Genomic DNA, 23,141 nt, shown 5'->3' on the forward strand with positions numbered 1-23,141 from the left:
GTATAGATATCTATCATATTCTTTCCAAGTTAATTTATAGTTAAAATTCTCCTTAATTACTCACAACATGTTAATTGCAATTTGCTACAAATACCTTTAATGTTCTCATCTCATATTTATAAAGCGTGTGCATTCTAGATTCATGTGTATAATTAACACTGAACTGAACTTTCTTCCCAATAATCACGATTACCTAAATTTTTTTATCAGTCCGTATTACTTGAAGTATCTTGTATGACTTTCTTTCTTTTAAATCTATATACTATATTTCGAATAACCTCCCTAAACGTATCCTTTTCATATTTATTCATTCCCGTAAGCCACATCAAACAAATATATATGATTGAAAATAAAATAATCTTCACAAATAATTCCTGCCATTTGTAAGCAAGTATCCATCTATTTAATGTCATTCCAAACACTAAGCTTGCCCCAAAAGCAAAGCTCATACGAGTAATATTTGCCCAAAACCTTGGTATATCTATATTAATTTTCTTCCAATAATAAATATTCATAATGATTATATTCCCGATAGTAAATGCTACAGCGGTACCTAAAGCACTACCAATTGCCCCCCACCATTTAACAAATATTATACTTATAACTACGTTAACAAAAGATGTTACGACATATATAATAGATTTAAACCCTTGCATATTTTTTGCCTGTAGTATAATTCCACCTATACTTTGTACTAAAGATACAATCATCGGAACTAAGATTATAATAGCTATGATAAAGGCCTCATTATATTCTTTTCCAACCCATAAATGAATAAATTCTTGACCAAAAACAATAAAACCACCTAAAACAAATGATAAAATAATATATTGAATCCTACTTATTTTAATAAACAAATCTGATATTTCTTTATCAGATGCCTTTTTTGTAACCATCCCTGTAATTCTGCTCAAAAAAACATTCGATATAGCTGTAGCAAGCCCAGAGAAATAACCTGTAAAAGATACTCCTATGGTATATATGGAAATTGCTGCTGCTCCACTATATATTCCTAAGATAACTTGATCTGTGGACCAATATATCTTATCTATTATTAAATTTAAAAATATTAAAGATGAAAACCCCAAGATTTCCTTCAATAACCCAATTTCTATTTTTTTAAATACTACTTTTATCCTTAACACTTTAAAACAGTAATACATATTAATTGCAATTATTATAAAATTTATTGCTGTCGTTACTATCGCTATAGACACTGATCCGTAGCCCATTATGAGAAGCGGTAACATTATAAGAGGCACCGCTGTAGCTCCGATAATACTCAGAATTTTCTGGAAAACAAATCTTTCATAGGCTAATACTACAACACTAAAAAAGCCAAATCCGATTCCTATAGATATATTTATTACCATTATCACCATTAAAGTTTTGAGTTTATTTATTTCATCCACATCTAATGAACTTGAAAATATACTATCTGCAGTTAATGTTAATATAATACCTATAATTAATGCTATTCCTCCCAATACCCCATACATAATACTAAACATTCCATACAAGCGTGAACAATTCTCTTCATCTTTAAGTGCTCTATACTTCGCCGTATATCTAATTACTGCATTTCCTAAGCCAAAATTTAATACTCCTACATACCCTGCAACTGACGTAGCTAAACTGTATAAACCATACTCCGATTGGCCAAGTAACTTTAACATAACAGGGGTATATAAAAGTGAAATAGAACTATTTATGACTAGAGCCACATATGATAATATTGCTCCTGCTTTAATTTGACTTTTCATTTGAAAATTTCCCTCTCATATTAAACTTCCACTTTATCACTATCCTTGCAAAGTTAAATATATTACCTTTAAAGAAATTCATAATTTCTTTTCAATTCTAATGTTTTATTAAAATTTTCATTTGCCAAATTCCTAGAAAAAACTTCACATAGACTGCGATTATCTATCAAATTTTTTACGCCTTCATAAATATCATTTTCATTAATATTTACAATCATTCCTGTTTCCATATTCTTAATTTGTTCTTTTGCCCCAGTAAAACTTGTGGTTACAATCGCTTTGTGTAAACACTTTGCTTCAGCAAGCGTTATACAAAACCCTTCATATCTGGATGGTTGCACATATATATCACAAGTTTCCATATAGCCATATGGATTTGATAACTCTCCCAACAAAATAAAATCTCTTTCTAAACCATATCTTGCTATTAATTTTTCGTATTCCTTTCTAGCACCACCTTCCCCCACACAATACCATTTAACTTTATACCCCTCATTGATTAATCTTGCCAATACTTTAATAGCAAAATCTTGCCCTTTTTCATTTGTCAATCTCCCCACTGTTAATACTCTTACCCCTAAAAAATTATCGTTAAATCTCTTCCCTTCTTTTGCTTCATTCTGTATTAATTTTGCAGAAACTATATTAGGACATACTCCTGTTTTCTTTTTTATAGAAGGAATGATACTAAGTAGCTTACATTTTGCTTCATTAGATACAACGAATATATGATCAAATTTTTTGTATAACTTATTTGAAAATATTTGATTAAATGAGATTTTTGTTACATCAAAATGAATCCATTGAAATTTCTTTTTTGCCTTTATTTTATTAATAACGAAATAACTTATGAAATCCATTGGACCAGCATAAGCTACTGCAACATCATATTTCTCCTCCACTATAGGGTAATCTCGAAGTACATATTTAAAAAAAAGGCTTCTATCTTTTATAAACTTCGTTAAAAGATGTAAAAGCATTATTCTTGAACCTCTAATTATTTTTCCTTCTTTTAGTAAATTCAAAAAAATTATGTGAGGCGGCTCATTTAATATACCTTTTATCTCCTCATACTCTTCAAAATATTTAATGTGAACCTCTCTAGGAATAGAATTTAAAAAACCACCGTATCTCTCTAGCATTAAAATAGTTATACTATACTTATCTTTTGGAATTTCAGATATCATATTTAGTAATGCCTTCTCTGTTCCCCCTACATTCATATTGATGATCATAAAAATAATATTTTTTTTCATATTCCCTCCGATTTCACTGACTCACCACCTAAAAAAACATCTAATTTTTCAAACTGCTTCTTCGCCTTACTTATTGTAGTTTCTAAATTAAACTTATAATTAACGGATGCATCTATAACCTTTTCATCATATTGTAGTTGTAAATCTTCCATATCTATTAGAGTCCCATTAAAATCGATATCTTTCAGGATGTTGCTGGTTTTCTGACTATATATTATAGGAATAATCCCAATACCTAATAATAAAGCCAATATATTAGCATGAAATCTCGCTGCAATTAATAATTTAAAAGAGGCCATCATTTCGATAGCCTCTTTTAAATTGCCTCTATATTTATAAATTACTATATTATCTAATATATTAGAGGAAAGACGTGATTGAATTGTGTGAATCACGTCCAAATCACCCTCTTGTTCACAAAACGACATTAAATAACATTTATTACCTTTATTTACCAATAATTCTATTGCATTTATAGTACTACGTATATAATCATTATAATAATGTGCTAACCCTTGTTTATGTTTAACATCTATTATTGAAAATCCAATTCTTTCTTCAGACAAATCTAATCTAAATTCATCTGTATTCATTTGAAAAACGATATCTGATGCACACCTAACCTGCGGCAGATCTTCAAATAGTTGATATGAATATACATCTCTAAAACAAACATCATCACATAACGCTAAAAACTTTCTATAGTCATCAAGAAATTCTTCTGTTTTAAAAGGACCAAAATTCGCTCCTAATATAAATACTGATTTTTTTCTTTTCTTAAATTCCATAACCATCTTCATTCTATCTCGATATAAAGAGCTATGGTACGCTTCTTCTCTAAAAATAGATCCTCCTATAAATAGTAATGCGTCATGTTCTTCTGCTATTTTTTCATAGTTAGTTATATTATCTGATAATTTCAGGCGTTGTCCAATTTTATTCAGCAGAGTATATTTTCTTCTGCTAACATTATTATATTGAGCAATAAATTGATCATAATTTGAACCTAAATAATTCACTGTAAAATAACAATCTGGATATTTTTTTACAAGGATATCTAAAAACAAATCATCCCCAAAATTAAACATCAAATAAATGTCAACAAACACTTTTTTCATTTTATTATCAACACCCATCAATTTTCTATTAAATCATAGAATTTCTCCAATTGATTTACCGAATTATAAGGTTCCATAGAGTTTAATTCTTTGGATATTTTTTCTCTAAAATCATTATCATCTATATATCTTCTCACGCCTTTGTATATACTCTCTATATCATGTTCTACTATTAAACCATCTGTATTATGATGAATAATTTCTTTTGCCGTAGCAAAGTTAGTACATACAATATTTTTTTTTAATATTTTCGCTTCACTTACTGTAAGTCCAAACCCTTCCTTTAAAGATGTTTGGACATATATATCGCAGTTTTCCATGTATGGGTAGGGGTTTAACTTTTTTCCTAGTAATACAAAACAATCTTTCAATTCATATCTATCTATTAATTCTTGAAGCATGCTTTTTTCTGGCCCTTCTCCAATTGCAAACCATTTAAATTTATAACCTGATGCTTTTAATAATTTTGCTACTTCTATAGCCTTAATATACGCTTTTGCAGTAACCAATCTTCCAACAGTTAAAATATTAATAATCGTTTTATCAAACTCCTCAACTTCATATTCCTTAGCTAATTTTTGAATCATACTAGGACACACAATATCTAATAATATATCAAGCTTTTCATAATATTCTTTTCTAGTCGTACAAACTGAATTTTTAGTATTCTCTGAAACTGCAATTATTTTATCTATCTTCTTATACGATTTAAAATCAACCTCTTTATCATATAATGTATTTGCATAATCAGTATTTATCCATGCTAATTTTTGTAATGCCGACACTTTATTAGCAACAAAATATGTAGGCATTCCCTGGCTATAAGCAATCGCTACATCGTAATTTTTCTTCATCGGCATAATAATTTTATTTAAGCTTTTAAAGACTACTTGTTCACTATGTAAAGCAGATTTTCTATAATTATTTAGCCTTAATTTGAGCGAGGTCTTTATTCTATAAGAAAGATATATAAACCTTTTACTTCTAGGAAACTTCTCATTATTTATATAACAAAAATACGAAGGGGATTCTAAAACATTCACATAATTGGGTATATAAGTTTCAAGCTCTCCGCCTTTTTTAAAAAGCATAACATCAATTGCATACTTTGAAGAATCAATTAAATTTAATAAAGAAATCAAACTTTTTTCTGCTCCACCGATGGTTAGCGAATCAATAACAAAGAGTATATTTTTTTTCATGTATCTATTTATCCCCTCCTCTTAATTTCCCTTTAATTTTTCTTAATCCATTTAAATATATCCCGTATATAATACTTAACATTATAAATCTACTTCTAATAATATATATATATACTTGGTAAACCTTAGTGTCTGACGAAAATGAATTAATATATTTTCTAACGTATTTCATAGACAAAATTTTCTTTATATTCAATACAGACGCTTTTATACCTATTGATTTTATATTTATACTTTGTTGTTCGATTAAATTCAATACATTATCTTGGATTCTTCTTGTAATTATCCCATGTATCTCATTTTCATCTAACTCCACTGATTTAAATATCTCCTCAATCCTTTTACAAACCAATATATAATTTTGCATATAATGTATTGAAATATTTGTACTTATACTATATTGATTTAACCTATTGTAATTGTATAAATAGGCTTCCACATACTTGAACTTTTTACATTGAGATGCATATTGCAAAACAAAGACTAAGTCCTCACACATAAATATCTGTTCATCCATCTTTAAGTTAAATTTAGTAATTATCTCCCTTTTGTATATTTTCCCCCATAACACCCCTCCTGTTCCCTTACAAACCATCTTCATGAAGGAATTTATAGAAATACTACTTTCAAAATTAAAATCTGAACAATTCAACATACCATATCTAGAAATATCTTTATAGCCACAACAAACTAAATCAGAATTGGAATTAATCATTTCATTTAATAAATACATAACATAATTTTCATGTACAGTATCATCCGAATCAAGAAAAATTACATACTCTCCTGTCGCATTTAAAATCCCTCTATTTCGAGCTTTAGACGGGCCACTATTATTTTGATAGTAATATGTTATCCTATGATCTATTTTTCGATATACATTAATTATCGTTTCGCTTTCATCACTTGATCCATCATTTATAATTAGTATTTCAATATTTTTATACGTTTGTCGAATTATACTCTCTAAACATTTAGAAATGAATTTTTCAGAATTATAAACTGGCACTATGACACTTACCTTCGCTTCCACATCCTCCTCTCCCTTCTGGATTAACTTAACCTCTCACATATTTGCACTAAACAATTAGATTCTTTTATTCCACTTATAGTTATTTATTTTGTTGATTAAAAATTTTATATAATTTTTCTATCTCACTACTATTTCCATAGTCTACCTGCATTGTATTACTAATTAACCTCGTTTTTAATTCCGTATCCTCAATTAACGTTTTTATTCCCTCGACTATTCCTTCTACTCCCATTGGAGTTATCCATCCATCAAAGCTATGACTAAGCTGCCCTTTTGCTGTAGGAAAATTTGTTATTACTACTGCTTTCCCTAGAATTTGTGCTTCTCTCACCGTCACTGCTTTCCCTTCATATCTTGATGGTTGACAATAAATATCACAATTTAAAATATACGGATATGGATTAATTTTTTTACCTAGCAATACAAACCTTTCAGCCATCTCATTTTCTTTTATTAATTGCTTTATATATGTTTCCTCTCCCCCATATCCTACAACATACCACTTCACATCATATCCTAATTCAACCAATTTTTTACAAGCCAATACCGCCTGATCAAAACCTTTCGCATTACTTAATCGCCCCACCGAACAAATCTTTACAACTTCAGCACCATCCATCTCATTCTCAAAACTTTTTTTTGATTGATTTATTACAAAGTTAGGAGATAAAATATTTTCAATAACAATTGCTTTTTGCTTAAGAGTAGGAAATACCTTCAAAAAAGATTCTTGACACTCCTTAGACACATTAATAATGTAATTGAGCTTATCCCACATTTTTTCATCTAATGACTTATCTGGGTTCACTATTGTAAAATAGTCTGTATGATTCCAGCCTATTTTTATGTCTGCATTTACTTTTTCAAGAATAAAATCATGTGGACCCAAAAAACTTATCGCTACGTCATACTTTTTTTTCAATTTAGGCAATACTGGAAGTGAATAGCGCCATGTATATTGCATCTGCTTGTATGTACCTTGCTCTATATTCTGCCCCTTATTCTTAATTTTCGCCTTTAATTTAGCAAGAATCCTCATAGCTCCTAAATACATATGACCTTCTTTAATGATATTTTTTATAGGCCGTTCAAACGTTGTATACTGTTTTATTACTGGTAATAAATTGACTTCTTTAGGAATAAAATTAATAAAATCCCCTTCTTGCCTATATAAAAATAAATCAATATCATATTTTTTATAGTTAAATGTTTCTAACAATCCTATTAAACTTCTTTCTACCCCACCTATATTTAATGAATACATACTTATTAATATTTTTTTTCGCACTTACATCCCCTACCCTAAATCAATATCTACTTAAAAATTAAATTTCTTATATGATGCGCAATACGAAATGGTAATCTTGTATATAATAAAGCAATAGTCTTTTCCACTTTCCCCCTTCTATCTTTCCATAAATCAGTACTCTTCCAAGGAGTCATATCTAAATAACTCTTATACAGTGATGTTAATGGATGTTTACACCCTTCTATCCAAGGTCTATTTACAAATGCAGGAGTATAATGAATAAACACAGGATTTTTTACTGCTTCATCTATTTCAATCTCATTATAATAATTCTCTAGCTCATAATAACTCATAATTTCTTTCCTACTCATAGTGAAAAAAGGCGTCATTGCATTAAACTTTGGATGAAGATATAAAATTTTATCTTTTAACACACCATTAATAGTTCCTTGATCATGATGGAATACGTTACCATCTTTCTTCTTTATGAATTCCATAAATTTCTGTTCAATATTTTCTTCTCTCCACTTCTTAAGGTTTATTAAGAGCATACCAGCGTTTATATATCCTTCACTTTTATCCATATCTATTCTTAATTTAGTCTGATTACTAACCGTATCACAAACACCTGCCACAAAATATTCTGTAACATCAGTATCCCATAAATCACTTAAACTACTATCGATAATTGAATCACAGTCTAAATAAATAATTTTATCCAACTCTTCTGGAATAATACCTGCTAAAAATAATCTAGCATACGAATTTATTGCAATTGAATCATTAATATTAAGTTCCAATCTCTCTAACAAAACATTAAAATTTATGTATTGAATAGTTTTGTTATACTTTTTACAAACTGAGTTTAAATTTTTTTTATTGTATGATGAAATATTATTTTCAATAAGAAAAATATTAAGGTTATTAAAATGCTGATTATTCTGCAACAGCGATAGCAACGATACTCCTACATGCTGCGCATAATTATCATCACTTGAATACACAACATTCAAATCCATAATTAGCCCTCCATTATTTAGAAAAGACTTTCCTTACTTTCAAAATATTATCTCCACCAATTATTTTAGACAAAATAACTTTTAAATTATCCTTAATTCTTACATTCAGCGGCAACCAACTTTTATAAAAATAATGCATTGCATACGTATCTTTAGTAATAAATTTTCTACAATTAATATAATCATATGGAGAAAAATATGTTTGAGGATAAAAAACTCCTGCTCCTTTTATTTCTTGATACTGTCCATTTAGCTTTAATTCTAAATTATGTAGAATTTCTGTTACAATTGCTACATTTGTCAAATCATTATAAGTTCCATCTTGTTTTATAAACTTTTTATCTGTATAAGAATCTAAAAACACTTTAATAAGTTGATTTCCTTTTCTTGCACCTATTGTACTAGTAGCTATATAATTTTCTTGTTCGAATCCCCAAAAAGAATGGTGATGTAATAAATCATCAAAGGATTTAAAAACTTCAACATCAGTATCTAAATAAATTCCACCATAGTAATACAACACATGAACTCTTACATAATCACTTACAAATGCATATTTCCCCTTTTCATAGGCTTCCCTAGTATATATATTACAATTAATATCGAATTTTTTTTCATTCCACTCTATTATCTCAAACTCTGGTAAATGCTTCTTCCAGCTATTTATACATTTTTCTACTATCCTAGGCTTTTCTTTTCCTCCAAACCAGCAATAATGTATTTTACGAGGAATCTTCCCACTTATATTTTCCAACTTACTCCCTCCACTCACTTAATCCTCTTCTAAAATTAGCTTAAAAATAATTACTCTTATAAATAACTCCCAAAGTAATAATATGTTCATAAACAAAATAAATAAAATAGCATAACAAGATGCTATAATAAATTAATTTTTGATCCTTTTTTGTAAATAATTTTACAACCCATGCAATTAAAATTAGTTGGTATAATCCAAAATAAATATAGAATCTTGCGAAAATCCAGTTTTGTGTCGAAATAAACATAAATACCGTACCAAGTAAAGCCATATTTACGATATAATCACACTTAGGAAAAATCCCTCTCAATCTATCTCTCCCAATATACGCAAGAATAAGCGGCACCGAATCTACGGCAACCCTCAGTATATTAGCTCCACCTTCATGAAATTCTTTATATTGACTATATTGAGTATCTTCTATAGCTTTAAATAAAACCTCTGTAAATTGATTGAACCCTATAACTATAAGTACGGCTAAAAAAAGAAGTAGAAATGTTATCCCTGACCACGCTCTCCTTCTTATTAAAAAATAAACAGGAATAAGCACTAGTGCACTTTGATGAAAAGTTGAAGCAAAGAGTACAATTAATACATACATTTTCCAGTTACCATCAAAAATATATTTTGTTGCTGCAAAAACAATTGCTGCAGCCAAATACTGCCTTATTCCATTCATAGAGACTAAATACATGCCAGATGTTATATATACATAGAGACTTATTTCAATTAATCTTGAATATTTATATAAGGTAAATACAATTAATAAATTTGTTATTAGAGCTGTGATAAAAACCATAACCTGAGCATCATTCGTGTATCCCTTTAAAATCATTTGAAAAATATTAAATCCCATGTCTTTATTATTTTGGATGTATTCCCAATTAAAATCAGCAACATTATATGCATGCATATAAAAATAAGTATCCCCAATATTATTTCGAAGCCCTGATACTAATATAAGAGATAGAACCGCCATCAAAATTAAAAACTGATTTGGCTTTATTGATGTAAGACTATTAGTCACTGGTATAGCAAAATACCTTGCAAAAAATGCGAGTATGAATACTATAGCAAGATTCATCCAAAGTATAGTCATTTGTTATTTCCTTTCAACTTAATACTAAAATCCTATGTTACTTCTGATACTCTTGTTTTTGTTGTGATGTAACAATACAGCATAATCCCAAGTGGGATTGCAAAAAGTGTAAGAGTTTTACATGGTGATTCTTGTATAAACCTTCTATTTCTTGCTATGAAACTACTAGATACATAATGTATAGCTTGCCTATACTTAAATAGTCGATTCGTAAAAGGTAATTTCATCAGTTCCTTCCGATAAAAAGCAAAACCTTTCGGGTTTCTACGGTATTGATTTAGCATGTTCATTGATGATCCATCAGCCATATATTCCACATAACAAAGTGCCTCGTTCATTAGTAACATCTCATATTGTCGATCTAACATGTAATATTTGTATGCTAACCCTACATATTTTTCGTTTTTAAAAATTGGGTATGGATATCTCTTAGTCAATTCTGTTCGATAGACCAATTTTTTATCACCTGTGACACCGTGTTTGTTGTAAAGATCAAAAAGTGTGGAGTATTGAAGACTGTCTGGCAACTTTGAACCAATTATTTGTCCATTTGTATATAAATCCAGTCCAATTATTCCACTAACTTCATCATTTCCGTAGCTATCCCAAAAAGACAGGATTTTCTCTACAGCATCATTTGGCATATAATCATCAGAATCAATACAAACATTTAACTCCGTATCAATCATTTCATATGCTGTATTATGGGCACCGTGCATACCTTGATTGTTTTGCCAATGATATCTAATTGTTATATATTCTTCAGCTATCCAGCTATCCACCAATTCCTTTGTGTTATCACTAGATCCATCATCTATGATTAACCATACAAAATTTTTACATGTTTGACGTTTTAAACTCTCATAACAATTTGCAAGACAATATGCTCTATTATAAGTAGGGGTGAAAATCGTTAAATTCTCCAAATTACTCACCTCGAAAGTACAGAATAATAGTCTTGAGTCATTTTAGCTGTATGTTTTATATCATATCCTTTTTCGAATACTACTTGAGCTGGTGTTTTCCTCGAAAAATTACTAGTTTCTATATTTTTTATTTTTTCTATCCAAGCAAATTTATCTATTAGAGGAACATGTTCAACTAAATTCATTCCCAAGTCCACTTCTTTTGTAATAGCATCAGATATAATACAATGCAAACCAACCCCTTGCGCCTCGATGAGAGTGAGTGGCAATCCCTCATGGATGGATGGAAAAACAAATACATCAAATGCTTGAAGTATCCTTTCTATATCGTCTCTTATCCCAAGAAACCTTATATTCTTCTCCATATTCAATTCCCTTACTTTATTTTCAATTCCCGCGCGAAGCGGCCCTTCACCAGCTAATAAAAGAATTGAATCCGGCCTAAATCGAGTTAACTGTGCGAATAATTCTATGAGATAAGCATGATTTTTTTGATGAGCAAATCTTCCGACATGGCCTATAACAAAAGCGTCTTTCTCAATTTGCAATTCTTCTCTTACTTGTTTTCGTATTTCTGGACAAAACAAAAATCTATCACAATCAATTCCATTTTTTAAGATTCTAGCTACATCGGCTTTATCTGCAAATAGCCATCTGGCAGCAGCATTTGAACATGCTAACAAATGTGTTGCACATATGGATATAGATTTTCCAGCATACCATTTATAGATTTTCGCAGCAGTCCCCCCCTCACTACTAGTATTATGACTATGTGCAATTCTAACTGGCACCCTTGCTTTTTTAGCTGAACGAAGTACAAATCCGCTCATTTTATCCAAATGTGAATGAACAATTTTATATTGCGTATAGGTGCTAAAGAAATTATTTAGCGCCTTTATATAGCCCCTATGACCAACATCTGTAACATATGGAATTCTATGAATTTCCCCACCTAACTTTACTATTTCGTCATCAAATACTCCCTCTTTACAAGTTAAAAAATCAAACTGTACTTTTGAGCGGTCTATATTACGATACAAATTCATAATTAAAGTTTCGGCTCCGCCTCTATTCATATTTACGACTACATGTAATACCCTCAATGGAGTGCCCAATTTAAATCCTCCATTTCATCCATATATGTTGTATAAATTTCTTTTTTCTCTTTCAATACTTCGTTAACTGAATATTTACTTGTAATAATAGTACGCCCACGCTGTCCAAACTGAGCTTGTAATTTAACACTTTTAGAAATAGAATTTATTCTTTCAGACATCGTCTTTATATCATCACAATCTATAATCCAACCATTTTTATTATGATTAATTAACTCCCTATGTCCCCGATTGTCAGTAGCGATAATTGGAAGTCCACAAGCCATAGCTTCCATAATATTAACTGGTAAACCTTCCCGGTAACTCGATGCAACAGCTAGGTCACACATCTGTAGCAAAGAGGCTATATCATTTCTATAACCAAGAAAATGCACCATACTACTCACACCTAGTTGAGCCGCTATATTTTTGCACTCCTTCATTAAAGGCCCTTCGCCAGCAAGCAGTAGCTTCGCATGCGGAACTTCATTTTTTAACTGTGCCAATGATTGAATTAAGAAGCTTTGGTTTTTGTTCTTATTAAATTCAGCTGCATAAAACATTAAAAAATCTTTAGAATTATAACCATTTTTTTGTCTTAATTGTCCCTTTTCACTTTCATTAACAGGAATATATCGTTCTATATCTACTCCTACACCATGAACGAGTTTAATATTTCCTGCCTGAAATTGATGTTTTACTGCTAATCTGTAATCTTCTTGATTAATTGTTATAAGACAATCCGTAGTAGTAGCTAACATTCTTTCGATTGGATAGTATAAAAGCCAATTTATGAATGTCGATCCTTTACAAAAATGAAATCCATGCGCTGTATATATAACCTTTGTGCCCTCTCTCCGCATTTTTCTAGCAGCTAGGCGCGCAATTGCTCCTCCCATAGGCGTATGACAATGAATGATATTATATTTATTTTGATGAATAATTGATTTAAGTTTTTTATATGCACGAAAGTTTTTTACGCTAATCGGTGATCTTTGAAGAGGAATATTATATTTTTGAGTGACGTACGGAAGTTGTATATTCCCATTCGCTGCAACATGCACTTCCCATCCCTGATCTGCAAACCATTTCAAATACGGTAAATGAAAAGCTTTAAAATGATAATCTACAGTTGCACAAAATAGAACTTTTTTAGACACCATCCCACGCACCCGTCTTATTATAAATTTTTGCCGTTAACCTGATACCGGTATTAATAATTTTAAAGTTTTACGCTGATTCACTAAAAGTAACAATCGCTTTCTTAATTCCAATTCATTCAATGCTGAATATTCTGAAATTAATCTATCTATTTCTTCTATACGAACATTCATTTCTTGCCCTACATAAATTCTCGGGTGGATTTGCTTCTCATTCATTTCATCTTCTTTTAGTAATTCTTCAAAAAGTTTTTCTCCAGGGCGCATACCAGTAAATTCTATTCCTATTTCATCCACGGAGTTTCCTGATAATCGAATGAGGTTTTTAGCAAGATCCACTATTTTTACTGGTTCTCCCATATCCAGTACAAAAATTTCTCCACCTTTTGCTAACGCACCGGCTTGTACTACAAGTCTAGATGCCTCTGGAATAGTCATAAAATAACGAACCATATCTGGATGCGTAACTGTAACTGGTCCTCCCTTTTGAATTTGCTTCTTAAATAACGGGATAACACTCCCTCTACTTCCTAACACATTCCCAAATCGCACAGTAACAAACTTTGTATGACTTATTTTATCTTTATGTTGTATGACCATCTCCGCTAATTTCTTTGTGGCACCCATAACACTCGTTGGGTTTACTGCTTTATCAGATGAAATCATAACAAACGTTCCTACTCCATGTGTTCTTGCCGCTTCCGCTATATTCATAGTCCCAATCAAATTATTTTTAACAGCTTCTTCAGGATTGTTTTCCATTAATGGTACATGTTTATGTGCAGCAGCATGATATACAACATGAGGAAGGTGTTTATTCATTATTAAATGCATTTTCTTTTCATCTTGAATATCTGCGATTTCTGGAATAAATACGCCTTTCCTATCATTATGTTTTTCATTTAATTCCATTTCTATTGAATATATACTGTTTTCTCCGTGCCCTAATAAAATTAATTTTTTCGGCTTAAATTTCGCAACTTGTCTACAAATTTCTGAGCCTATTGATCCACCTGCACCAGTAACTAAAATGACTTTATCAGTTATATAACCTGAAATAATATCCACATCTAACTCTACAGGATCTCGCCCTAGTAAATCTTCTACTTGAACATCTCTGAATTCATTCACTGAAACTTTACCTGTCACTAAGTCTTCTAACATTGGAAGAATTTGCGTTTTCACATTTGTTTTTAAACAATCTTTTAAAATAATATTTCTATTTTTTTTGTTTAACGAAGGAATTGCTAAAATTATAATTTCAATATTCAGTTTTTTAACAACGTGATCAATTTGACTCATACCACCAATTACCGGAATTCCCCAAATATCAAGATTATGTTTTTTGACATTATCATCAATAAATGCGACTGGCATTAATTCTGTAGTACTATTCTTTAACAACTGTCTTGCAACCATTGTCCCAGCAGATCCAGCACCAACAATTAACGTTCTTTTCTTATCGCCTTTTTTTACATAATAAATATCTCTGTACATTCTCCAAATAAAGCGAGAACCACCTATTAATAAAATATGAATCATCCAAGTAACCACTAACAAACGAAAATACATTTTTCCCATGACTAGTTGCTGCACAGCCGCTGTAGTAAGTATAGAAAATGTAACAACCTTACATATAATTAACAACTCTCCTATACTTGCATATTCCAATGCCTTTTTATACAACTTATAAATAAAAGCAAACAAATGATGACTAAATAATAAAGTGATAGAGCTAATAACTGATGATAAAGTGATAACACTGAAGCTAGCATTTACAAAAAAATAACTAAAAAAAATAGCAGTTAATACTATCAGTGAATCCATTAAAAGCAATAACGATATCCTCCGGCGATACGTCATATAACTTCCTCCTTTAATCAATTCCTTACTTAACTCTTTCAAACTTAAAGTTTCTAACTATATTCTCTTTATTAAAAACACATAGTTAGAAACTTTAATAAAACATGGGCATCTAACCCTCCCTCACATTACACTTTTGACGACTGGCATCTAAGGTTGTTTTCACAACCCACAGCATAATCGAGTGCCTCCATTGATAGCGGTTAGGAGACATCACCACATCACAATTGTATTAAATTTTCTTTATAACGAACCATTTCACGTACGAATGTTTAATTTAAAACTATCCTTTATACTTTCCCATTCAAAATCGCACCCAATATTCTACTTTTCGTAAAACTTAATGCCCTTTTCGTTTCAAGTGCATCTTCGTTCACAGTGCGATTATACCGGATCACCAAAAGTACCCCTTCGCACTTGTCAGCTAATACGCTCGTATCTGTTACTTCTAATACAGGAGAAGAGTCAAATAATATGATGTCATATCGTTCCATCGCCTTTTGAATTAACATGTCCATTGCATTTGAACTAAGTACTTCTGATGGATTAAATGGTACTGGACCGCTAGTTAACACATCCAAACTTTCCATCCCAGTTTTTTGCACAGCACCTATCAAATTTGTTTTTTCATTCAATATGTCAGTTAATCCAATTGTATTTTCTACTCCAAAAATTTCATGAATTGTTGGTGTTCGTAAATTCGCATCTATTACCAATACTTTTTCACCTTTTTGCGCTATTGAGACTGCTAAATTAACTGTAATTGTTGATTTTCCTTCACCGTACCTCGGAGAAGTAATCACTATCGTTCTGCTTTTATGAATAGACGAAGTTAATTGAATGTTTGTTCGAAGCGAACGATACTGCTCCGAAATTTTCGATCTTGGGGCGGTATACGCAATTATACTTTCTCCTTTAACTTCATTTGTTTTTCGTCTATTTTTGTATGCCACTCCGTTCCCTCCCCCAATAACACTGTATTTTTCCCACTAAATTTATCTTTCATATTTTTCTTATTCATTTTAGAAATCCCACCCAAAACAGGGATATCTAACAATTGTTCAATTCGTCGTTCTGATTTGATTCTCTCATCAAGCGAATCCAATAAAAAAATAAAACCTATACTGAGCACCATACCTAACGTGAATGCAATTAGTATCGTCTTAAAGTGATTTATATTTATAGGCATAGAATATTTTTGAACTGGATCCTCTGGTAATATATTCACATTATTAAAATTCAGTATATTCGCTACCTCTTGCTTATAAACAGCAGCTGTAGTATTTGCAATTTTATGTGCAAGTACAGGATCTACATCCACTACATTTATCCTCATAATTTGAGAGCCTTGTACACTTTCTGTACTTATTTGTCCACTTAATGCACCTGCTGATCTCTTCATATTCAATTCAGCAGCTACTTTTTCTAATATTACAGGCTCATTTACCATCGCTTTCAATGTATTCATCGTTTCAGCGTTAGCTTGAACAATTACCCTTGCTGAGGAAGCATACAAAGGCGTTTTCATATAGATACTATACAGTGCTCCTCCTACCGTTGTGAGAGTCGTAAACAATAACAGTATCCATACTTTTTTCCATATTACACTAAATAAATTTTTTAAATTTATTTCCTTATTCATTACTTCTCCCCCTCATTTAATACCAATGAGATTTCAGTTAAACATTCTATAAAATAACAAAAACAAAAACATTATTTTTATCTTTCGAATATACGAAAGTTTCTAATTAATGCCATTTTAGTTCTTTATATAGAACGAGTCAATACAATTTATTTTTGTTTAACCGTTTCTTCATTTCAACTCAGAAATTACGACAACATTCTTCATAATTCACTGTAGATAAATGACGAACTCCCCCTATTACTGCAGTATCAGGGGTGGTTTTCTTTGTATTGAAATGTAATTGAGTCAGGCTCTTTAACCCATTTAAATAACTCCATTTTTAAAATGATACTCATTTCGCATAAGTATTAACAAGTACGTTTTTGAATTTGTTTACCTCTTTATATTTCTCCTATAAAAATTCCTGATAAATAAAAAACCCTCAACACATTATGTGTCAAGGGTTTAATCCTCTTAGTATAGAGACATATATTGATCGCGTTCCCATTGGTGAACTTGCGTTCTAAAGATATACCTTCGTTTTATATAGTTTCATTTCGTTTCACGCATAGCATAAATTAAACATTTGTCTGATAACGTTTTTCTGTGATTTCACTACTTGTTATTAATTCGTGGCTGTTTTGTGGCTGTTTTATGGGTGTTAATGTGGCTGTTTATTTTCCCTTTCGAAATCCCCTATTTACCTCTTTTTATTCATTAAGTTATTCGAATCTGTTATGCTTAGCTTAAATGGATAATCTTACATATTAACAGGAGGGCCGCTATGTTTAAAAAATTCTCAGTAATTATCTCTGCCGCACTATTTATATTTATTTTATCAGCATGTTCTTCTAATAATTCTTCAGTATCTAAACAAACTAGCAAGAATGAAACTGATGAAATCCCAACTGAAGTCACAAGTTTTGTTACTAATTTTAACACTATTTTAGATGAGAAGGGTAGTTCTACAAACACAGAAAAACTCTCTAAAGATTTAAAGATAGTAAAAGAAAAAGGATATCAAGATAAAACTTTACATGTTGTTTCATTAATTGAACATCAAAATATAAAAGATGGAACTGTTGAATTAGGCAATATGAAAAATTTCCGAGTTATTTTAGATGATAAACAAAAGAAAATTCAAAAAATCACTTATTTAGGTGACGACCCTAATGTATTTTTATTCTCACTTGAATCGTTAAAAATTGATACAACTAAAGAAGTAAAAGACATGTTAGAGGATATTCGTATAAAAATTGACCGAAAAGATCCTAAAGTAGAATCTGTAGCTAATACAGCAAAGTATAAAGTATCTTTCACTTATGACCCTAATAGTCCAACAGCAATACTAAATTTCTTGTTTGAGAAAAATAATTAAACAAAACGAGTTGGGTTTTTATCCAACTCGTTTTGTTTAATTTCTAGCACGATTAATAAGGATAGTTAAACTTCCAATCTAATTTATTTATATCAGCATGTAGGTTATCTAAACGTATAAAGTCGTTTTCTCCATATTCCTCTAAAGTTTCTTCACGATCATCATAAACTTTTCTTTCTAACCATTGTGACATCATTTCAATTACGTCTTCAGCACTCACATTATACTTACGCAAAATTTCATTTAACTCTTTTGTTGCTTCACTCATAATAAATCACTCCTTTTAAATTAATTTTTTCTTGATCCCACTTGAATAGAGATTTCTTTTTTTGGATGTTTGGGTGTTATTTGATTAAGAAAATCTTTAATTGAATTCGCTTGAAAAATGCGGAAATTTGCACTGGAGACATCATACTTTCTATCAGTAAGGATTAAAATTGAGGGGAATATTTTTTTATTGGATGGCTGCCAAGATTCTTCTTGCCATTTCATACCACAAAAATACATTTCATATCTTTTAATCTTTTCTTGCATTACAGCTTTACTGTATATTGATTTTTGTACTTCAATAAAGAAGGGAGCTTTTCGCCAAATCGTAAATATGTCAGGTTCCATATATTCTTTTCCATACTTCGGTTCTACTTTAAAAATCTTAGGTTTCTCATTTTGGATCAATTGTTTATACGCATCTACTATGCCTAAGAAATGTGGTATTTTTTGACTTGTTTTTCTAATTGCGCTTGGTTGTGGAAAATACACATATGGCTGGAATGTAGTATTCACTTCCACATGTCCATCTCTACGTAATCTTTTTAATACCGTATTGCATGATGTTATTGGGTTTTTCAAATGGCTGAAGTGTAATTCCACAATGTCGTCCCGTGACATACAACGAAATTTAGTCAAATTCTTCAAAATAGCCATATCTCTATTCCTCATCATCTAACACCCCAAATAAAGGCTCCTCTTTCACTTCAGTACTTACTTCTATTTCTTTTGTCATTCTGAAAGGAGCCACTAATTTCTTTGCTTTTTCTAACTTTAACTCTGGAGCTTGCACTTTCTTTAGTCCTTTTAATTTGAAAATCATTTGCCCGGATTGCTCTAACAGTTCTGAACCTGGTGTACCTATAATTCCTGCATTTAACGATGAATCACACTGGAACCCCATTCTGACTGTCATATTCACTTTTAATTTCCCATCGATAACGGTTGCATCCGGCCGCTGCATCGATAACATTAAAAATACGCCTAATGATCGCCCGACAGCTGATATCTTTCTAATAATTTTCATACTATCGTTTTCATCTTCCAACATCGCAACCTCATCAATGCAAATTAAAATATACGGTAATTTTTCCTCTGTAGTCACTTTGTTGTATTCGTTAACGTGGTCTACTTCATATTTCTCCATACACTTACGTCTTTTGATAATTTCCATCCACAATTGGTTTAACATTACCTCCATTTCTACTTCTTCCATGCAAACTTTTTTAACGTGTTGCACTCTTCTTAAAAAGTGAAATTCTGAGTTCTTCAAATCACCTAAATACAGCTGTAATGATTCTGGTGGCAAATGTTGAATCAATGTAGATAAAATAACGCGTACCATACTACTTTTACCACTTCCTGTTTCTCCCGCTATTAATAAGTGTGGGCTATTCGAATCCGTCATATCATATACAATCCACTTTCCAAATTGGTCCTTTCCTACCACTACAGGGATGCTATGTCCTTTTAGATGTGGTAACCAATCTGAATAGTTATACAAGTACGGTTGTAAGCTATTATGTTTGAACGAGTGCAATACAAAGCGTTTTATATCTCCTTCAATCGCCAGTTCCCTCCCTAAGATTTGCTGAAAGCAAAACCATTTCTTCTCAATCGTTTGCGGATCTACCCCGTTTGGTAAAGTAAATGTATATCGGACAGAATCTTTTGTTTCTAGAACATGATGGATTTTCGGGAAAACAGGTAATTTACCTCCTCTTGTTTGGTGTTCATAGTAAATACCACTTTTTTTGAATACCTCAATTAAAAGATTCTTTATAGCTCTTTTATGAAACCATTCCTTCATCACATTCATACCCTCCCTTTAAAACATCCTTACAACTCGAATGAACACATATACAATAAAACCAATGCTACCTATCCGAAGTCCGTGATACAGTCCATCTGATACTAATTTACCTGCTGTAATCCGGTCATTTTGAACCAGATATCTTTCCAATAAAACAGCTCCAATCGTTAGTCCGCCAAGTATGCCAAGTGCTACATAAGTGTGTACAAGGGGTTGTGCCATATGGAAAAACGCTATTGGACTGATTGGCTCAATGCTTAATAATTTTGTTTGCTTCTGCTGCTTTTTAAATGATCCGTTCATAAAATCACGAAACGGTATGATTTCCTTTTTCCTAAACATAAGACCACTCCTTCACACGAACATTTTAAACATCAAACATACACACTCTAAAACCATCTGAGACGTGCGCTTTAATAGGTCAATTGCATCGAATGGAACATTCGTAATGAATACCGCTAACTCATCCGGTAACTTCCTTATTTCGGCTGCTGTGGTGTCTAAGGGTTTGGTTACATACCAACTCATCCACCTATATAAAAAATCCGTTGTTTCCGATGTACTCATTGCATTTTGATTTAGTGCATCCCATTGACAAACTATCTCATTAGCAGAACTTCCACACCATTCATTTATTTCTTGCATGTTTCTAAACTTAGGCTTCGGAATTTGATTCCACCCCTTTGTTAGATCTTGATTTAAATAAAACTTTATTTTATTTCCGATAACCTCGTATCCATTTTCCATTTCCCTCTCTCCTTTATAAACAAAATTAGAAAACCCGCTATTATTATGTTGCAGGAATCAAAACCGTGGTAATCGAACCTTGATAGGTACATCGGTAATTACTTTGGTAGACTCTATTTGCTTACCATGGTTTCTACTTTTGTAGCGAATTTCTATTTTATTGTGGCTACGCCTGTTCCCTTACCTTTGTAGCTGCTTTGGTATAGGTATATGTCACAACCTATTCAAACTTGTTTGTCCTACAATAAAAAAATCAAAAGTTTTTTCAAAAATTTGATTGAGCGCTTTAAAGGGGAGGAGTTTTATGGATTGTAAATTGAAAGTAATTTTAGCCGATAAAATGATTAAACAATCTGCATTAGCTAAGCGAGCCAACATAACAGATCAAACATTAAGTATGATTGTTAGAGGGAAAAGTGAGCCGACACTTCGAGTTGCTATGCGTATTGCAAAAGCACTTAACATGCGTGTAGAAGATATTTGGATCGAAGAAGAAAATGAAGACAAATAAAAAAAGCCGTCCAACAGGACGGCTCTTATTTTGTTAATCAAACTATTCTTTTGTATAGAAGTAGTCAAGTCCTCTAGCATCTAACCATGCTGTTGCTCGATCTAGTTCATTCCCTTGGCGGTATGCTGTTTCAAATCTAACTAATCCTTGTTTATCTCCATATGAGATAATACGAGATTCATACCCAAGAGCATCCATCATTCCTAACATCTCAGGTACTAACGCTGTACCAAATTCATACGTAACAACTTTACTAAATTTATTCACGATAATCTCCACTCCTCCATCATTTGGGTTTGCTTGAATTGATTTGCCAACAATAACTTCAGCTACCGCTTTAGCTGCCTTATCAAAGTTAGCACGGTATTTTTGCATATCTGTTTCATTATCGATAAAGCAAATTTCAGGGAGTAATCCAGTCTTAGTTTTATTAATCCATCCTAAATCCGTAGAAAATTTAATCCCTCGATCTCTCAATCCAAATGCATCAGCCATTGCTTTTGAAATCTTTGCCGCCAATTCTCTATTTCCGTATGAAGGATGTAACCAAACTTCACAACCTGTACCACCTGGAGAAGCATTTAAATGAAACTGTAAGTCTACATCACTATCTTTCACTCGCAAGTGGTTATTTGCTGCATTGCTCCAAACTGCTGATTTTGTCGTTCCTACTTCATCTGAACAGTTTACATATTTCCATCCTGACGCTTGTACATATGTTGCAACAGCATCCAAGAAACGTCTGTCCTCCACATGCTCAATTCCATATTCACTATTTGCACCTGGCACCTTTTGATTATGTCCACCTGAACCAGCAAATTTACCCATTATTCAACATCTCCTTTTTTCTCTGTTTGTTTTTGTTTCCCACCTAAAATTTCAACTGCATTTGTTAGTGCTGAAGGTAAAGGGATTCCCATACGCCCAGCGTTTTCTAAAAGCGAAAGTAATTCATTACCCATGAAGAAGAAGATAGTTGCTTCACGGATTGCGCTGTTACTTCCCAGTGCTGAATCTAATTGAGCAGCTGCGCCGACCAAAAGAAAAAGCACCACCTTTTTGGCGATGCCCTTGAAACCAACCTTACTTTTTAACTCTCCGTTGTATCCTGCTGCAATCATGCCAGTTAGATAATCAATAACTGCCATCGTAACTAATATTTTCAATGTCGCATCCCATCCTCCCAAGAAATACCCACAAAAGCCACCGAAAGTGGCAATAAAAGCTTTTAATAATACATCGATACGATCCACTATGTTACC

At 31.6% G+C, this 23,141-nt stretch carries 24 protein-coding genes; 2 read left to right on the top strand and 22 right to left on the bottom strand.

Annotation, left to right across the window (positions count from 1 at the left end):
- Positions 1–206: 206 nt before the first annotated feature.
- From ACTFNE_RS11840 to ACTFNE_RS11910, 15 genes are all read right to left on the bottom strand, one after another.
- On the bottom strand, positions 207–1,763 hold the full coding sequence (locus ACTFNE_RS11840) for an oligosaccharide flippase family protein (RefSeq protein ID WP_270705995.1): 1,557 nt from the start codon (positions 1,761–1,763) through the stop codon (positions 207–209).
- A gap of 68 nt (positions 1,764–1,831) precedes the next feature.
- Complete coding sequence (locus ACTFNE_RS11845; protein ID WP_226640275.1) at positions 1,832–3,019, bottom strand: glycosyltransferase; 1,188 nt, start codon at positions 3,017–3,019, stop codon at positions 1,832–1,834.
- Positions 3,016–4,155 carry a polysaccharide pyruvyl transferase family protein gene (locus tag ACTFNE_RS11850; protein WP_226640274.1) on the bottom strand — a complete coding sequence of 380 codons (1,140 nt, stop codon included), beginning with the start codon at positions 4,153–4,155 and terminating at the stop codon, positions 3,016–3,018. Before ACTFNE_RS11850 ends, ACTFNE_RS11845 begins: the two co-directional genes overlap by 4 nt.
- Positions 4,155–5,339, bottom strand: coding sequence for a glycosyltransferase (locus ACTFNE_RS11855; RefSeq protein ID WP_270705994.1), 1,185 nt, complete (start codon positions 5,337–5,339; stop codon positions 4,155–4,157). Before ACTFNE_RS11855 ends, ACTFNE_RS11850 begins: the two co-directional genes overlap by 1 nt.
- Before the next feature lie 4 nt (positions 5,340–5,343).
- A complete protein-coding gene (locus ACTFNE_RS11860) occupies positions 5,344–6,372 on the bottom strand; it encodes a glycosyltransferase family 2 protein (RefSeq protein WP_270705993.1) in 1,029 nt (342 codons plus the stop codon).
- Between the two features lie 79 nt (positions 6,373–6,451).
- Positions 6,452–7,636 carry a glycosyltransferase gene (locus tag ACTFNE_RS11865; RefSeq protein WP_270706002.1) on the bottom strand — a complete coding sequence of 395 codons (1,185 nt, stop codon included), beginning with the start codon at positions 7,634–7,636 and terminating at the stop codon, positions 6,452–6,454.
- 50 nt (positions 7,637–7,686) lie between these two features.
- A complete protein-coding gene (locus tag ACTFNE_RS11870; RefSeq protein WP_270705992.1) occupies positions 7,687–8,640 on the bottom strand; it encodes a glycosyltransferase family 8 protein in 954 nt (317 codons plus the stop codon).
- A 13-nt stretch (positions 8,641–8,653) separates the two neighbouring features.
- Positions 8,654–9,394 (bottom strand): glycosyltransferase family 32 protein, encoded by a 741-nt coding sequence (locus tag ACTFNE_RS11875; RefSeq protein ID WP_270705991.1) that lies wholly within the window; start codon positions 9,392–9,394, stop codon positions 8,654–8,656.
- Between the two features lie 40 nt (positions 9,395–9,434).
- The gene (locus ACTFNE_RS11880; RefSeq protein WP_270705990.1) at positions 9,435–10,496 is read right to left on the bottom strand and encodes an EpsG family protein; all 1,062 of its coding nucleotides are present in this window, start codon (positions 10,494–10,496) and stop codon (positions 9,435–9,437) included.
- 32 nt (positions 10,497–10,528) lie between these two features.
- Positions 10,529–11,422 (bottom strand): glycosyltransferase family 2 protein, encoded by an 894-nt coding sequence (locus ACTFNE_RS11885; RefSeq protein WP_270705989.1) that lies wholly within the window; start codon positions 11,420–11,422, stop codon positions 10,529–10,531.
- A 5-nt stretch (positions 11,423–11,427) separates the two neighbouring features.
- A complete protein-coding gene (locus ACTFNE_RS11890; RefSeq protein WP_270705988.1) occupies positions 11,428–12,537 on the bottom strand; it encodes a glycosyltransferase family 1 protein in 1,110 nt (369 codons plus the stop codon).
- Positions 12,522–13,679 carry a glycosyltransferase family 4 protein gene (locus ACTFNE_RS11895; RefSeq protein ID WP_270705987.1) on the bottom strand — a complete coding sequence of 386 codons (1,158 nt, stop codon included), beginning with the start codon at positions 13,677–13,679 and terminating at the stop codon, positions 12,522–12,524. Before ACTFNE_RS11895 ends, ACTFNE_RS11890 begins: the two co-directional genes overlap by 16 nt.
- 33 nt (positions 13,680–13,712) lie before the next feature.
- Positions 13,713–15,539 (bottom strand): polysaccharide biosynthesis protein, encoded by a 1,827-nt coding sequence (locus ACTFNE_RS11900; RefSeq protein WP_270705986.1) that lies wholly within the window; start codon positions 15,537–15,539, stop codon positions 13,713–13,715.
- A 290-nt stretch (positions 15,540–15,829) separates the two neighbouring features.
- Complete coding sequence (locus ACTFNE_RS11905; protein WP_046199005.1) at positions 15,830–16,492, bottom strand: CpsD/CapB family tyrosine-protein kinase; 663 nt, start codon at positions 16,490–16,492, stop codon at positions 15,830–15,832.
- Complete coding sequence (locus ACTFNE_RS11910; protein WP_046199006.1) at positions 16,441–17,181, bottom strand: YveK family protein; 741 nt, start codon at positions 17,179–17,181, stop codon at positions 16,441–16,443. Before ACTFNE_RS11910 ends, ACTFNE_RS11905 begins: the two co-directional genes overlap by 52 nt.
- A gap of 766 nt (positions 17,182–17,947) precedes the next feature.
- Here ACTFNE_RS11910 and ACTFNE_RS11915 point away from each other — a divergent pair.
- Positions 17,948–18,541, top strand: coding sequence for a hypothetical protein (locus ACTFNE_RS11915; RefSeq protein ID WP_000473087.1), 594 nt, complete (start codon positions 17,948–17,950; stop codon positions 18,539–18,541).
- Between the two features lie 52 nt (positions 18,542–18,593).
- On the opposite strand, the gene ACTFNE_RS11920 is transcribed toward ACTFNE_RS11915, so the two are convergent.
- From ACTFNE_RS11920 to ACTFNE_RS11940, 5 genes are read right to left on the bottom strand one after another with little or no spacing between them, the layout of a single operon-like run.
- Positions 18,594–18,809: a hypothetical protein gene (locus tag ACTFNE_RS11920; RefSeq protein WP_001287580.1), complete on the bottom strand. Its 216-nt coding sequence runs from the start codon at positions 18,807–18,809 to the stop codon at positions 18,594–18,596.
- 20 nt (positions 18,810–18,829) lie between these two features.
- A complete protein-coding gene (locus ACTFNE_RS11925) occupies positions 18,830–19,480 on the bottom strand; it encodes a replication-relaxation family protein (RefSeq protein WP_042469569.1) in 651 nt (216 codons plus the stop codon).
- Positions 19,470–20,627: an FtsK/SpoIIIE domain-containing protein gene (locus ACTFNE_RS11930; RefSeq protein WP_002027563.1), complete on the bottom strand. Its 1,158-nt coding sequence runs from the start codon at positions 20,625–20,627 to the stop codon at positions 19,470–19,472. The genes ACTFNE_RS11925 and ACTFNE_RS11930 overlap by 11 nt, the downstream gene beginning before the upstream one ends.
- Positions 20,628–20,636: 9 nt before the next feature.
- Positions 20,637–20,963, bottom strand: a complete 327-nt coding sequence (locus ACTFNE_RS11935; RefSeq protein WP_000488699.1) for a hypothetical protein — start codon at positions 20,961–20,963, stop codon at positions 20,637–20,639.
- 12 nt (positions 20,964–20,975) lie between these two features.
- Positions 20,976–21,368, bottom strand: coding sequence for a hypothetical protein (locus tag ACTFNE_RS11940; protein ID WP_000427397.1), 393 nt, complete (start codon positions 21,366–21,368; stop codon positions 20,976–20,978).
- Between the two features lie 304 nt (positions 21,369–21,672).
- On the opposite strand from ACTFNE_RS11940, the gene ACTFNE_RS11945 reads away from it, so the two are divergent.
- The gene (locus ACTFNE_RS11945; RefSeq protein WP_000340446.1) at positions 21,673–21,879 is read left to right on the top strand and encodes a helix-turn-helix transcriptional regulator; all 207 of its coding nucleotides are present in this window, start codon (positions 21,673–21,675) and stop codon (positions 21,877–21,879) included.
- Between the two features lie 42 nt (positions 21,880–21,921).
- On the opposite strand, the gene ACTFNE_RS11950 is transcribed toward ACTFNE_RS11945, so the two are convergent.
- Together ACTFNE_RS11950 and ACTFNE_RS11955 are read right to left on the bottom strand one after the other, a co-directional pair.
- A complete protein-coding gene (locus tag ACTFNE_RS11950) occupies positions 21,922–22,707 on the bottom strand; it encodes an N-acetylmuramoyl-L-alanine amidase (RefSeq protein WP_270705985.1) in 786 nt (261 codons plus the stop codon).
- Positions 22,707–23,132, bottom strand: coding sequence for a phage holin family protein (locus tag ACTFNE_RS11955; RefSeq protein WP_270705984.1), 426 nt, complete (start codon positions 23,130–23,132; stop codon positions 22,707–22,709). The genes ACTFNE_RS11950 and ACTFNE_RS11955 overlap by 1 nt, the downstream gene beginning before the upstream one ends.
- Positions 23,133–23,141: the final 9 nt, after the last annotated feature.

The sequence above is a fragment of the Bacillus cereus group sp. MYBKT111-2 genome (genome assembly GCF_051915205.1).
GTDB lineage: Bacteria > Bacillota > Bacilli > Bacillales > Bacillaceae_G > Bacillus_A > Bacillus_A paranthracis.

Excerpts from the sequence above, each read along its gene's own strand:
- ACTFNE_RS11840 (WP_270705995.1), bottom strand. The coding sequence starts at position 1,763 with ATGAAAAGTCAAATTAAAGCAGGAGCAATATTATCATATGTGGCTCTA.
- ACTFNE_RS11845 (WP_226640275.1), bottom strand. The coding sequence starts at position 3,019 with ATGAAAAAAAATATTATTTTTATGATCATCAATATGAATGTAGGGGGA.
- ACTFNE_RS11850 (WP_226640274.1), bottom strand. The coding sequence starts at position 4,155 with ATGGGTGTTGATAATAAAATGAAAAAAGTGTTTGTTGACATTTATTTG.
- ACTFNE_RS11855 (WP_270705994.1), bottom strand. The coding sequence starts at position 5,339 with ATGAAAAAAAATATACTCTTTGTTATTGATTCGCTAACCATCGGTGGA.
- ACTFNE_RS11865 (WP_270706002.1), bottom strand. The coding sequence starts at position 7,636 with ATGTATTCATTAAATATAGGTGGGGTAGAAAGAAGTTTAATAGGATTG.
- ACTFNE_RS11870 (WP_270705992.1), bottom strand. The coding sequence starts at position 8,640 with ATGGATTTGAATGTTGTGTATTCAAGTGATGATAATTATGCGCAGCAT.
- ACTFNE_RS11880 (WP_270705990.1), bottom strand. The coding sequence starts at position 10,496 with ATGACTATACTTTGGATGAATCTTGCTATAGTATTCATACTCGCATTT.
- ACTFNE_RS11895 (WP_270705987.1), bottom strand. The coding sequence starts at position 13,679 with ATGGTGTCTAAAAAAGTTCTATTTTGTGCAACTGTAGATTATCATTTT.
- ACTFNE_RS11900 (WP_270705986.1), bottom strand. The coding sequence starts at position 15,539 with ATGACGTATCGCCGGAGGATATCGTTATTGCTTTTAATGGATTCACTG.
- ACTFNE_RS11910 (WP_046199006.1), bottom strand. The coding sequence starts at position 17,181 with ATGAATAAGGAAATAAATTTAAAAAATTTATTTAGTGTAATATGGAAA.
- ACTFNE_RS11915 (WP_000473087.1), top strand. The coding sequence starts at position 17,948 with ATGTTTAAAAAATTCTCAGTAATTATCTCTGCCGCACTATTTATATTT.
- ACTFNE_RS11920 (WP_001287580.1), bottom strand. The coding sequence starts at position 18,809 with ATGAGTGAAGCAACAAAAGAGTTAAATGAAATTTTGCGTAAGTATAAT.
- ACTFNE_RS11925 (WP_042469569.1), bottom strand. The coding sequence starts at position 19,480 with ATGAGGAATAGAGATATGGCTATTTTGAAGAATTTGACTAAATTTCGT.
- ACTFNE_RS11930 (WP_002027563.1), bottom strand. The coding sequence starts at position 20,627 with ATGAATGTGATGAAGGAATGGTTTCATAAAAGAGCTATAAAGAATCTT.
- ACTFNE_RS11935 (WP_000488699.1), bottom strand. The coding sequence starts at position 20,963 with ATGTTTAGGAAAAAGGAAATCATACCGTTTCGTGATTTTATGAACGGA.
- ACTFNE_RS11940 (WP_000427397.1), bottom strand. The coding sequence starts at position 21,368 with ATGGAAAATGGATACGAGGTTATCGGAAATAAAATAAAGTTTTATTTA.
- ACTFNE_RS11945 (WP_000340446.1), top strand. The coding sequence starts at position 21,673 with ATGGATTGTAAATTGAAAGTAATTTTAGCCGATAAAATGATTAAACAA.
- ACTFNE_RS11950 (WP_270705985.1), bottom strand. The coding sequence starts at position 22,707 with ATGGGTAAATTTGCTGGTTCAGGTGGACATAATCAAAAGGTGCCAGGT.